Here is a 13,050-nt window from a genome sequence, read left to right as displayed (position 1 = left end):
GTCAGTGGCCGGGGTTCCGGATCACATCGTTCAGCAGATAGCCTTTTCCATTAAAATGAATATAAAGGGGAGTTCCCAGATACCAGGGAATATCCCCTTGTTTTTTATGTACCTGTATATGCAGGTGCGGTTCCGTACTGAAGCCGGAATTACCAATACAAGCCAGTGGCTGCCCTGTTACTACTTCATCACCGTCATGCACCAGCACACTGTTCATCCGGAGGTGACCCATGAAGATATAGCAGCTGTCTGTTTCCAGCAACACCTGATTGGTATTTTTCGGCCCCCGCTTCATATTGGGAGGAATATTATCCGGATTATTACTGTAAGCCCGTACTACACGGCCGTTGCAGGGAGCATATAACGTATCGCCGAAGATTTCATAATCGGGTAGATTTCTTGAAAAAACCTTATCTGCCCTGCCTCCAAACCTGTTCAGTTTAACAATATCCATCGCATAAATCGCCCCGCGCAGGCTGAAATGAAAAACATTTGTAGGCAGGCCCTTACCTCCCTGCAAAACATAATACCTGTTTCCCCTGAATGGAAATGATAGCTCTATTACCGCTGGTTTGCCGGTCGTTCCGGTAAAATAAAGCAGGTTAAGTGTCAGCAGCAGTACTGCCAGACCGAGGTTAGCCCTTACTTTCCACCGGGCCGGCGGTGTATGGGGCGACTTCTTACGGATAAAAACAGCCAGCAGATCCAGCAAAAAAAGTACGCCGAATAAATAACCGGCATATATGCTCAGATAAACCCAGGTGCCAAACAAATACACGAAAGTGCCTAAGCCTATTCCCAGAAAAAGATAACTGAAGGATACGCCTGGTGGCCGTTTCCCTGCCAACCAAACAAACCGCAGACTCAAAAACGCCAACAGCAGGGTCATACCTAATAAGGCATATATAATCATAAAACGCAGTAACTTTTTCCTAAAATATCAATATTTTTCTCCACAGCGAAGTACCATAATAATTATGTAACATTGCAATGACAGCCTCGTACAATAAATGGTATGCTCCGAAAGATATTACAGCACAACAACCACTCAACAGGATTGTTCGGGTGGATACCAGGCGAATCGAAGCATATGATGGCATTTTGGCTGGCAGGGTGCAGACTTTTTTATGCAGCATCAGCAAAACGATCGCGGATATTTTATGTGTTGAATGGCAGAATATCATTGAGGATAAAAAATTTTAATATTAATTTGGCAAAAAAATAACTGCATAACTTTGATTTATCGAAATACCTGTCCGCTTTGTGGATCCTCTCAAATACATGAAGCGCTAACAGCTAAAGACTACACTGTATCTAAAGAAACCTTTGGTATCTGGCATTGCGGTACCTGTACTGGTCGTTTCACACAGAATGTACCTGATGGTGCGCATATCGGCAAATATTACCAGTCGCAGGAATACATCTCCCATACAGAAACAAAAGAGGGTTTGATTAACCGCCTCTATCACAGCGTAAGAAAAATTACCCTTCGCAGCAAACAAAACTGGGTTAGGTCGGCAAGTGGCCTGAAACAGGGAACCCTGCTTGATATCGGCAGTGGCACCGGTGCATTTCTGCATTATATGAAAACCGGAGGCTGGAATGTGACTGGCCTGGAACCGGATGATACGGCGCGTCACAATGCCAAACAGCTGTACCAGATCGAGGCGTTGCCGGTAGATCAGCTGTTTACGCTGCAGCAGCAACAGTTCGACGCCATTACCATGTGGCATGTACTCGAGCATGTTCATGAGCTGCACCGTTACCTGGAACAAATGCGTAAGCTCGTCAAACCGGAAGGCGCCATCATTATTGCCGTTCCAAATTACACTTCCCTGGATGCCAGCTACTACAAAGGGTTCTGGGCTGCCTATGATGTTCCGCGCCACCTGTACCACTTCTCTCCAGCCGCGATGGAGTCGCTGCTGGCACAGCATGGTATCACGGTAGTAAAGAAACATCCAATGGTATTCGATGGCTTTTATGTTAGCTTGCTCAGCGAAAAATATAAAACCGGGAAAAGCAGGCTGCTGCAAGGTTTCTGGCATGGACTACGCTCCTATCGCAGAGGCCTTAAAGAGGTGGACCGTTGCAGTTCTATTGTCTATGAATGTAAAATATCTTCATAAAAAGCAAAGGGCGGAACAAATGTTCCGCCCTTCTCTTTTTATCTTAAACCAGATTAGTTCACCAGTTTCATTTCATCCACCAGCCTTGTACAGCCGGCAAATTTATCTACGATAAACAACACATAGCGGATATCTACCATGATATTTCTACAGATAGAAGGATCATAGTTAATATCGCTCATGGTACCTTCCCAGGTGCGGTCGAAGTTAAGACCGATCAGCTGTCCGTAGGCATTCAGCGCCGGACTTCCGGAGTTACCACCGGTAGTATGGTTGCTCGCGATGAAGCATACCGGCATTTTACCGTTAACGCCATATCTGCCGTAGTCTTTTTTCTTGTAGAGTTCAATCAGTTTTGCAGGTACATCGAACTCATAGTCGCCAGGAATATATTTTTCCATCACACCATCCAGCCAGGTATAGTAGTCATAATCTACGCCATCTTTAGGGCTGTAGCCATCTACCTTACCATAGGTAACACGCAGGGTACTGTTGGCATCCGGATAGAAATTCTTCTTACCGGCCAAAACATCCATCTGTGCCTGCATATAGGTGCGTTGACGGTCGTTGATCTGCAGTTGCAGTGCTGATAGCTGTGGTGCAACATTTTCTTTAAAACCTTCATGTAAAGCAATGGCCAGCTGGACACCCAGGTCTTTGCGAAGTGCCGCGATCATTTCTTCCTGTGGCAGTTGTACCAGTTTCATTACTTTAGCATGTGCTGTGAGTGCGGAGGTAGCATACACATTATCAGCTAAAGTCTTGCTGCTATTACCACTGGCGCTCCAGATATTATTAAACAGGCTGCCACGAAGATTTTCAGGCACCCGTTTCGTGTAGATATCCACCAGGCTAACAAATACGTCTTTGTCTACACCCGGATTATAATTTTTATAGAAGTCCTGCATGGTACCGGCGAACTTATTGCGGCTATCGTCGGAAGAACCGTTAGCGTTCATTTTGTCGAGGTAGTCGAACAGTTTATCTGCTGCGGACAGCAGTTCTACGTTTTTGGTCAGCTCGGAATAGTAATCGCGGTTCTGTGCGTAGGGATTGATTTTAACGTAGAGGGCATTCAGGGTATCGAGCACGCCGCCGTACTGCTGTTTCAGTGCAGGGTTGGCGTTCAGGAGTTTATTGTATTCCGCTTCGTAGCGTTGTTTTTTAGCGATACCATCTGTTTTTTTGATGCCCAGCATTTCGCCCTGCCATTTTTTCCAGTAGTTAGCGGTGCTGGCAAACTTAGCGGCGTATTGGATTTTGATCTGCTCATTTTTACGCATGTAGCCATCCCAGATTTTCAGGGCGGCATCGCGCATTTCCACTTTGGCAAAGTCGAGTACTTCCACTGTTTGTTTCACTGCTTCGGAAGGCAGGTATTCGGTGGTACGGCCAGGGAATCCCATTACCATGGTGAAGTCGTCCTTTTTAACGCCTTTCATGGAGATTGGCAGAAAATATTTTGGCTTTAAAGGCACATTATCCGCCGAATACGGAGCTGGCTTGCCATCCTTACCGGCGTAGATACGAAACATGCTGAAATCGCCTGTATGACGGGGCCATACCCAGTTATCCGTATCTGATCCGAACTTACCGATAGAAGAAGGTGGTGTACCTACCAGGCGAACATCCTTATAGGTTTCGGTTACGAAGAGATAGTATTTATTTCCTTCAAAAAAAGGTTTGATCATAGCGTCCTGCCATGATTCCTTTTTCACCTGTTGTTTAATGATTTCCAGGCGTTTATCAATAGCGGATTGTCTTTCTTTCTCCGTCATACCAGGTTTCACATCTGCAACGGCAGCTTTGGTAACATCATCGATGCGAACGATGAAGGTAGCCGTCAGGCCCGGGTTTGGCAGTTCTTCAGCAGCAGTACGTGCCCAGAAGCCATTTTCCAGATAGTTATGCTCCAGTGAAGAATGTTTCTGGATAGCATCGTAACCACAGTGGTGGTTAGTCAGTAATAATCCCTGGGAGGAGATCACTTCTGCCGTACAGAAACCACCGAAGCTGACAATCGCATCTTTCAGACTTCCTTTATTAATGTTATAAATATCTGAGGCATTGATTTTCATACCCATACCCTTCATCTCTTTTTCATTGAGATTAGAGAGCAGCTGCGGCAACCACATCCCCTCAGTAGCATAAACATGCTGAGAGAGCACCAGTAGTGCCAGCAGCAGCCATTTCTTCACTGAATTTTGCAACATATTTTTGATTCTTTTAATAAAACAGGCAATTTAGTACAATTCCGGGAGGCTGGAAAGGATTAGCAATGTATTCCTATCATTCATCGACACAATAACGCTGTTGACAGAGTTAAGGATAATTATATGGGCAGATTGCACCAAATTTCATTAGTGTAATAAATTCTGTCGTGCATGGTCCGGTTAAAATCATCTGTCATCATAGCCCATCTTACTGGTTGGCTTATTCTTATTAGTTTGCCTTTACTGTTTATCAGCGGGCAGACGGGTGACAGCCGTGCCCTGGCTATCTTATTCTCGCCGGAATTTCTGGTATTCATCCTGACTTATTCGGCACTGTTCTATTTTCATACTAATTTTCTTTTCCCTCAACTTTTCTTCCGGAAGCACTACTTACTGTATTTCTTCTCGATAGTAATATTATTGCTGATGATCAACCTGATGCAACCGTTTGATCATCTCTTTATGCGTTTCCCCCATCATATGGGCCCACCGATGATGCACCACGGGCCGCCCCCTGATGGCATGATGCCTGCTATGCCGGCACAACCACCAGGACCGGGGCGTATGCGGTTCCATATGGATTTCATCAGTTTATTTCTCTGTATGCTCACCATAGCGCTGAGTGTGGCCATAGAAACCACACACCGCTGGCGGCAGACAGAGAAACGCGCATTATATGCAGAAACCCGCAAAACACAGGCGGAGTTATCTTTTCTTAAAGCACAGATCAACCCCCATTTTCTTTTTAATACGCTCAACAATATCTACTCGCTGGCCATCACCCGTAATGAATATGCGGCGCCAAGCATCATGAAGTTGTCTAACATGCTGCGTTACGTAACAGAGGAGAACAGGAATTATGTGTTATTACAGGGAGAAATAGCTTGTCTGAATGATTATATAGACCTGCAACGACTCAGACTCAGCAAGCAAACCAAGGTGGAGGTGACCATCACCGGGGATCCTGGTGTGAAATGTATAGCGCCACTGGTGCTGCTGCCTTTCCTGGAGAATGCATTCAAATATGGCCTGAGTAACCATGAAGAGTCCAGAATTATAATAACATTGAATATTGAGGAAGATAGTATCCGCTTCTTTTGCAGTAATAAGATATTCAAGAAACATCAGCAGGAAAACCGTACAGGAATTGGCATTTCCAATACCGTTCAGCGACTGGAGCATCTTTATCCGGACCGTTATACCTTAACAACAGAGGAGGTAGCTGGTCAATTTCAAGTAACATTAATATTGCAGGGACTGTATGGAGATAAAATTCATAGCGATCGATAATGAGCCGCCGGCATTGGATGTAATCACCACTCATGCCCGTCAGTTCAAGGCACTGAAGCTGGTACAAACCTTCGATGATGCTATTGCCGCAGCGGCCTGGCTGCGTCATGCGAAAGTGGACCTTATCTTCATGGATATTCAGATGCCGGATATTAGTGGCGTAGAACTGGCGCGTTCGCTGCATGATGCGCCAATGATCATTTTCACAACAGCTTATAAGCAATATGCCTTCGATGGTTTTGAACTCAATGCCGTAGACTACCTGCTGAAACCTATCAGTTTTGAGCGCTTCGAAAAGTCTATTGATAAGGTATTGTCCCAATGTGGCAAACAGCAGGAGCAATCAGAAAAAGACTTCCTGGTGATACATTCTTCCTACCAGGTAATGCGGATAGATACCCGCAGGATAAGGTATATAGAGAGTTTAAAAGATTATGTACGTATACATCTGACAGATGCAGCTCCGGTACTGACGTTGATGACCATGAAAAAAATGTTGGAGCAGTTACCTGCTGGCAAATTCAGCAGGATACACCGTAGTTATATCGTAGCAGTACATGAAATCCGCTCGGTAAGTAACCGGCTGGTGAGGATGAACTGTGGCATGCAATTGCCTGTTGGCGATAGTTACAGTCAGTTTTTAAAAGAATGGAAACAACCCTGAGGTTGTTTCCTAACCACTGATACGGATTGTATGAACCATATCGTATCCCCCACTAGTATTAGCCGTAACGCTTGCCAGTTCGGCATATAATGAGTCTGCAAAGACAGAATCCGCACTGTTTCTGGCCACAGAATTATTTTGTCCGTGTGCCGCATATAAAGCCGTTTTATAAATGATGGTATTGAGATCATCCGGGAACGCGATCTGTGTCGTTGTTTTCAGTACATCGTTCACGTATATCTGTGCGTGAATATGAGTGATGCGGCCGGTATACCAGCCTGGGTAGATGGTAGCGAATTTCACCTGGCCATTGGCATCGGTATGTTGTATTCCCCTGCAGAAGGTTGCTTTCTCATTATTTTGCGTGCCGAGATAGCCATTATTGGTATAACCGGAATAGTAGCCATCCTTATCACAATGCCAGATATCTACGCGGGCGTTGGCGAGTGGCTGACAGCTGTTGTTGACGTTGAGGATATTGATGGTTACATTCAGGGGAATTCCTGTTTTTCCTTCGGTGATGTCTACATGGTCGATTGCTTCTGTACGGGAGGCATAGAGCGGGTATGGTCCGTCTGTTTCTTCAGGTGCTTTGGTACAGCTACCGTTGTTGCTGTTGCTGGTGGTATCCGTTGTGTCGGTGGTGGTGTCGTTGCTCTTTTTGCAGGCTTCAATAACTACGGGAATGGCGGCTGCGCTGACGAGCAGGTTTTTCAAAAATTTCTTCCTTGATTGTTCCATAATAGATCGTTTTCATCAAAGATTTTTTAATCCGGGAAGAAAAAGAAAAATTATAGATAAACCAGCCGGAAGTCCCGGCAGAAATATAGGCAAAAGAAATAGGGAGACGCGGCAAAGTGTGTTCAACAAACCTGCTTCACAGATCCGGGAACAAATTCCGACAGCATCTCCCCAAAGATGATGCATGCATCTATCCTGTTCCACCAGGATTAAATGTCATTTTATCTTTTATTTATACAGATATTTCAATGCGATGATATCATTGGCATTGAAGGTGCGGTTTCCGCCGTTGGAGCAGGCCAGCATCCAGGAGTTAGGATCGGCGGTGCTTGGGGTACCTGGGATCTGGATGGCGCCAACGCCTGCAGTTCCTTCATTGGTAGCGGTACCGCCGCAGCTGTAGGCACGGTTCATATAATCCGTATGACGCATACCGATGCAGTGACCAATTTCATGTTGGATAACAGATCCTACGTACAGTACGTTGGGGTTGGCACCATAAGCCTGTGCGTTGGTATTCATTTGAATCAGGTTATAAGGCTTACCGGCACTGGTGGGGAATCCGGAAGAGCCGAGGGTAATATATCCACCGCTTGGGCCCTGGTTGAAGCCCTGAATGGTAATATCAGCAGTGCCACTGGTAATACGCTGAAAAGTGATACGCAGTCCGAGTCTGTTATATCTGGCAATGGCAGTATCAGTGCCAGATATAAAAGCGGCACCCAGGTTACTCACTTTAATTTTAATAATACGTGGCAAACCGGTCACCAGGTTGGTGGTTCTGTATTGTTCTGTTTTGGCCACCTGCAATGTAGGGCCACTCACTTTCAGTGCAAGATCATCATTAGACAGGAAGATATCACCTTCTACGATATATCCTCCGTCTGTGGGATGAACATCGCTGGTAGAGAAGCCATAAGCTTTAATAGAGGCTAAAACATCGTCGCTGACTGCTTGCGGAACTGCATCAGTGCTTTTAACGTTTTTCTGGCAGGATACCATAATAAATGCAGCCAGGAGACAGTAAAGAATATTAAGCGTTTGCTTTTTCATACATGTAGATTTTGGGTTTTATAGAAAAAATATATTTGCTACTTGTCTGAGATAGGAGTTAGAAATACGCCAATACAATCATGCACTACCCGAAAGGCAGCGTGCAGACAGCTTATTAGCATTTTTCAACAATCCATAATTACGTAGGCAACTGATAAATGGAGGCGTTTCATTTTCTCAAAAGCATGTATATGCTATTCAGTTTCCAAAATGCGGGTTCTTAAAAGATGGAGATAGTTCGATAATATTGGGCTTTCCGGCCTTCAGACTTGCTATTGAGATTAACTACATTTTAGTTGCGATGATCAGGCATTGATGCCATTGATATATTCCAGTACAACTCGTGATATTAAGTTACAACTTTCGTTGGACTTTAAAAAATCATTTTCTTTTCTACCAGAAAAAATTGGGATAACGTATCCGTTGCTGCTGCAGTAATAATCACTATTTATTCGCTTCAGGTAAAAGCACTGAAGGGCGTGTTTTTCAGGCTTCAATAACTATGGCAATGGCGGCGGTCTTGATATTTTATCCGGGAAGAAAAAGAAATATTATAGATAAACCAGCCGGGAGTCCGTCAGAAATATATAATGAAGAAATAGGGAGATGCAGCATAGTGCGCTCAACAGACTTGCTCCCAAAATCCGGGAACAAATTCCGGCTGCACCTCCCAAAAGTTTATGAACAATTCAATCCTGTTCTGTCTACCAGGATTAAATGTCATTTTAACTTTTATTTATAAAGATAGTTCAGTCCAATGATATCATTGGCATTGAAGGTGCGGTTGCCGCCGTTGGAGCAGGCGAGCATCCATGAGTTAGGATCTGCGGTGCTAGGTGTACCAGGGATCTGGATAGCGCCAACGCCTGCAGTGCCTTCGTTGGTAGCGGTACCGCCGCAGCTGTAGGCACGGTTCATATAGTCGGTATGACGCATACCGATACAGTGACCGATTTCGTGTTGGATAACAGAACCTACATACAGTACGTTAGGGTTAGAACCGTAAGCCTGGCTGTTGGTATTCATCTGAATCAGGTTGTAAGGTGCACCACCGCTGGTAGGGAATCCGGAAGAACCGAGGGTGATATAACCACCGCTTGGGCCCTGGTTGAAGCCCTGGATAGTGATATCAGCGGTACCGCTGGTAATACGCTGGAAGGTAATACGCAGACCCAGTGCATTGTAACGTGCGATGGCGGTATCAGTACCTGCGATGAAAGCAGAACCGAGGCCGGTAACATACACTTTGATTACGCGAGGCAGACCGGTAACCAGGTTGGTAGTTCTGTACTGTTCAGTTTTGGCCACCTGTAAGGTAGGACCACTAACTTTTTGTGACAGTTGTTCTTTGGTCAGGAAGATGTCACCTTCAACGATGTAACCACCGTTTACTGCGTGCACATCACTTGTAGAGAAGCCATAGGCTTTGATGGAGGCTAACACGTCTTCGCTAACTGCTTGTGGAGTAGCGTCAGTGCTTTTTACGTTTTTTTGACAGGATACCATGGCAAATACAGCCAGGAGACAGAAAAGAACACCAAGTGTTTGTTTTTTCATAGACTCAGATTTTGGGTTTTTAGAATAAAAAATATCCTGACCATCTGTACGCAAACAGATAGTAATAACTAATACGCAAAACGATACACCACGCTAATAGTAGTGTGTATACTGCGGGCTATAGCTTTTCAACAATGCATATTTATTCAGGTAACTGGTAAATAGCGGCTCTCTGTTTTCTCAAAAGCATACTACAGCTATGTGGGTTTCCCACAAAGGCAGTTTTCTTAATGATTGGTGATGATTCAATAATACCGGGCTTTCCGGCCTTCAGATTTGCTCTATAGATTAACTAACATATTTCAGTTGCGATGATGCACAGATTTTGTTGACGTTTTTCATTTACAACTTGTGTAACCAATATTACAACTTTCATTGAATTTAAAAAAAACATTTTATCTCTTCCTGTAAAAAAAATTGGGATAAAAATTATAATACTGTAGATTTAGTTTACAATTTCCGCCAGAATCTAACGTTAATTACGTCGTTGCCCGCATGAACAAGCATTATTTTATATCCTTTACCCTGCTGCTTTTGCTGTTATGCTGCTGCAAATATGCTGCTGCTCAGCAAGGCACCTCCTTTCCCGATAGTATTTATTTAAGATACGGATTCAAATACGACATGTTAAGCAGTCGCCTTAATCTCCCCCCCTATTACCTGATCAAATTTAAACAAACACCAGGTGAAAAGACATTGCAGCAATTACATGTTGTTAAAGTATTAACACCACTGCACTACATCATTCTCAGGATACCCGAAGACAGCCTGCCAGCAAAGAAAAGAGATTATTATCTTCCGGCCAGCTATAACTGGAAAGCAAGTACGCTTTTATTACAGCAACTGGAGAAATTAAATAAAGAAGACAGCATTACCACGCAGGTAAACTTTAAGGATTCATTACAAAGCATACCCGGGCGCATACTTTACTTACGCAATGATTATCATACTGCATTGCTGAAAATAGCGGTGAAGGATTGGGATAAATTCATCGCTTTAAAGAATATCATCTTTGCCGATGCCCCACGGAAAGCACTGACAGAAATGATCGTTAACACGGCCAACCCCTACGTCAACGGTATTAACCTTGCCCAGCAACAGTTTCCCGGCATAGACGGAAAAAGTATAGCCGTTAGCGTTAAGGAAGACAGATTCGATACCACCGATATAGATCTTGCAGGCAGATATATTTATACTGCAGGCACTTCACAGTTTGTAACCACGCACGCCTCTACCATGGCCACCATCATAGGAGGAGCCGGTAATACAGGCGCACTGGGACTCGGCGCTGCACCTGCCGCCGGTATGGCCAGCGCTAACTTCAACATCAGCTTATTGCCAGACACAATTACCTATTACACGCAACATAACATCACCATACAAAACCATTCCTACGGCACTGATATTGAAAACTATTATGGTACCGAAGCGGTTGCCTACGACCAGCAGATATACCAGACCGATACCATCATGCATGTATTTTCCGCCGGAAACATAGGCACGCAGGCTCCTACAAGTGGCATCTACCAAAACCTGCCATGGGCCAATCTTTCCGGAAATTTCAAACAGGGAAAAAACGTAATTGTGGTAGGCGGTACAGATGCCAGCGGACAATATATCGGACTCGCTTCCCATGGCCCCGCCTATGATGGCCGTATCAAACCGGAAATTGCTGCATTCGGCCAGGATGGTACTTCCGGCGCCGCCGCTGCCACTTCGGGGATAGTTACACTATTACAGGATGCATGGCGACAACAATACAACACCAGCATCAGCGCTACTTTAGCCAGGGCCATACTAATCAACAGTGCGCGGCTGCCTTTCGGTATACGCCCAAACTATAACCTGGGCTTTGGTAATGTGCATGCAGCACATGCCCTACAAACATTGCAGCAGCAACGCTACAGACAAGGAAACATTAGTTCCAACGGAGCCTCCGGCTTTGATCTTACCATACCTCCCAATACACTAACGGTGAAGGTTACACTCTGCTGGAACGACCCTCCTGCTCCTGCCAATGCCACAAAGGCCCTTATAAATGACCTGGACCTACAGGTTACCGGCACCGATCAGCAACTGTATCTCCCCTGGACACTCTCCACAACGCCCAATAAAGACTCGCTGAATGCCACTGCCAGACGTAGTCGCGACAGCATCAACAACAACGAACAGGTTACGATCGACTTTCCTGCCGCAGGCACCATGCACGTAAACATTAACGCACATAAACTTGCAACAGCTAGTCAGTCCTACGCAATAGCCTACGAATTCATTCCTAAAAACAGCTTCACCTGGCAAAACCCGGTAGCAGGAACAACGCTTACTGCCGATACTTCCGCGGTGCTATACTGGGAAACTACCTATGGCGGCACAGGAGACCTGGCTTATAGTCTGGATAGCGGCAGTACCTGGCATAATATAACCACAGGTTACCCCCTTTATGCCACCAATATTTCCTGGCAGACACCCAATGTCTTCAGCAAGGCCATACTGCGGTACCAGCTGCCAGATACCGCTTTTATATCCGCCCCGTTTATTATCTCTCCACAAATAACTATCAATACCGGCTTTAACTGTCCGGATAGCGTTTTCCTTTACTGGAACAGCATTTCTGGTGCCGGCAGCTACCAGGTGTACGCCATGGGCACTACAAAGCTAACTGCGTATAGCCAGGTACGTGATACCTTTATATTCATTTCAAAGCGGCAGGTTAGCAGCACCAACTTCGCAGTAGCTCCGATCAGCGCAGCTGGATGGGAAGGCAGGAAAAGCTATACCGCCGACTATACAATGCAGGGGGTAGGCTGCTATGTTAAAGGCCTGCTGGCAGACAAAGTATCGGACAACAGTGTACAACTGACTTTATTACTGGGCAGCAATTACCTGCTTAAGACTATCAGCTGGCAGCGGTATAACGGCAAAAGCTGGGAAACCATCGGGCAAAGCGACATTAATAGCGGACTGGTATATTATTTCAACGATCCCAATACCTGGGAAGGCCTGCTGTATTACCGTGTACAGCTTACTACCACGGATGGGCGCGTGATTACGTCGGATGTCAGCAGTGTACAGATCTCCACTTCCGGCAGCATACTGCTTTTCCCTAATCCGGTCAGCAATACGCTGGGGATCATGGACCCGAAAATCCGGGAACGGCAGCTGGTGATAACGGATATGAGTGGCAGGGTGAAATTACAGGCCAGGTTATTTGATTCTATGGAAGGAATTAGTGTAAGTAATTTACCAGCAGGTGTTTATATCTGTACGATATATTATAATGGGCAAAGAATATTTACAAAGAAGTTTGTAAAACAGTGATGGTGGGGAGATAATTATATTTGGATGATTTTGTTTTGCACGTTTATGGCCGCTTGCTTCGCAATCGGCCGGGGGGCCCCGCCTC

9 protein-coding genes are annotated in these 13,050 nt (G+C 45.2%); 4 read left to right on the top strand and 5 right to left on the bottom strand.

Features of this window, described 5'->3' with window-relative positions; all coding sequences use genetic code 11:
* Position 1 precedes the first annotated feature (1 nt).
* The gene (locus F3J22_RS29740; protein WP_167021607.1) at positions 2–913 is read right to left on the bottom strand and encodes a M23 family metallopeptidase; all 912 of its coding nucleotides are present in this window, start codon (positions 911–913) and stop codon (positions 2–4) included.
* Positions 914–1,235: 322 nt separating this feature from the next.
* Here F3J22_RS29740 and F3J22_RS29735 point away from each other — a divergent pair, with 322 nt between their 5' ends.
* Positions 1,236–2,129 (top strand): bifunctional 2-polyprenyl-6-hydroxyphenol methylase/3-demethylubiquinol 3-O-methyltransferase UbiG, encoded by an 894-nt coding sequence (locus F3J22_RS29735; protein ID WP_205195761.1) that lies wholly within the window; start codon positions 1,236–1,238, stop codon positions 2,127–2,129.
* Positions 2,130–2,182: 53 nt separating this feature from the next.
* Here F3J22_RS29735 and F3J22_RS29730 read toward each other — a convergent pair whose 3' ends face one another.
* Positions 2,183–4,342, bottom strand: a complete 2,160-nt coding sequence (locus F3J22_RS29730; protein WP_167021606.1) for a S46 family peptidase — start codon at positions 4,340–4,342, stop codon at positions 2,183–2,185.
* A gap of 234 nt (positions 4,343–4,576) precedes the next feature.
* Here F3J22_RS29730 and F3J22_RS29725 point away from each other — a divergent pair, with 234 nt between their 5' ends.
* Together F3J22_RS29725 and F3J22_RS29720 are read left to right on the top strand one after the other, a co-directional pair.
* Entirely contained in the window at positions 4,577–5,632 is a 1,056-nt protein-coding gene (locus F3J22_RS29725) for a sensor histidine kinase (protein WP_167021605.1), read from the top strand.
* Entirely contained in the window at positions 5,604–6,296 is a 693-nt protein-coding gene (locus F3J22_RS29720; protein WP_167021604.1) for a LytTR family DNA-binding domain-containing protein, read from the top strand. The genes F3J22_RS29725 and F3J22_RS29720 overlap by 29 nt, the downstream gene beginning before the upstream one ends.
* Before the next feature lie 9 nt (positions 6,297–6,305).
* On the opposite strand, the gene F3J22_RS29715 is transcribed toward F3J22_RS29720, so the two are convergent.
* The 3 genes from F3J22_RS29715 to F3J22_RS29705 form a co-directional block, all read right to left on the bottom strand.
* Positions 6,306–7,037: an intradiol ring-cleavage dioxygenase gene (locus F3J22_RS29715; RefSeq protein ID WP_167021603.1), complete on the bottom strand. Its 732-nt coding sequence runs from the start codon at positions 7,035–7,037 to the stop codon at positions 6,306–6,308.
* A 228-nt stretch (positions 7,038–7,265) separates the two neighbouring features.
* Positions 7,266–8,090 carry a M57 family metalloprotease gene (locus tag F3J22_RS29710; protein WP_167021602.1) on the bottom strand — a complete coding sequence of 275 codons (825 nt, stop codon included), beginning with the start codon at positions 8,088–8,090 and terminating at the stop codon, positions 7,266–7,268.
* Positions 8,091–8,822: 732 nt separating this feature from the next.
* Complete coding sequence (locus F3J22_RS29705; RefSeq protein WP_167021601.1) at positions 8,823–9,647, bottom strand: M57 family metalloprotease; 825 nt, start codon at positions 9,645–9,647, stop codon at positions 8,823–8,825.
* Positions 9,648–10,142: 495 nt separating this feature from the next.
* On the opposite strand from F3J22_RS29705, the gene F3J22_RS29700 reads away from it, so the two are divergent.
* Positions 10,143–12,965: a S8 family peptidase gene (locus tag F3J22_RS29700; protein WP_167021600.1), complete on the top strand. Its 2,823-nt coding sequence runs from the start codon at positions 10,143–10,145 to the stop codon at positions 12,963–12,965.
* Positions 12,966–13,050: the final 85 nt, after the last annotated feature.

It is taken from the genome of Chitinophaga sp. Cy-1792 (assembly GCF_011752935.1).
Lineage (GTDB): Bacteria > Bacteroidota > Bacteroidia > Chitinophagales > Chitinophagaceae > Chitinophaga.
Note: the sequence above shows the minus strand (reverse complement) of the source record. Positions and strands in the feature narration are given on the sequence as shown.

Coding starts and splice junctions, on each gene's coding strand:
- F3J22_RS29740 (WP_167021607.1), bottom strand. CDS start 913: ATGATTATATATGCCTTATTAGGTATGACCCTGCTGTTGGCGTTTTTG.
- F3J22_RS29730 (WP_167021606.1), bottom strand. CDS start 4,342: ATGTTGCAAAATTCAGTGAAGAAATGGCTGCTGCTGGCACTACTGGTG.
- F3J22_RS29720 (WP_167021604.1), top strand. CDS start 5,604: ATGGAGATAAAATTCATAGCGATCGATAATGAGCCGCCGGCATTGGAT.
- F3J22_RS29715 (WP_167021603.1), bottom strand. CDS start 7,037: ATGGAACAATCAAGGAAGAAATTTTTGAAAAACCTGCTCGTCAGCGCA.
- F3J22_RS29710 (WP_167021602.1), bottom strand. CDS start 8,090: ATGAAAAAGCAAACGCTTAATATTCTTTACTGTCTCCTGGCTGCATTT.
- F3J22_RS29705 (WP_167021601.1), bottom strand. CDS start 9,647: ATGAAAAAACAAACACTTGGTGTTCTTTTCTGTCTCCTGGCTGTATTT.
- F3J22_RS29700 (WP_167021600.1), top strand. CDS start 10,143: ATGAACAAGCATTATTTTATATCCTTTACCCTGCTGCTTTTGCTGTTA.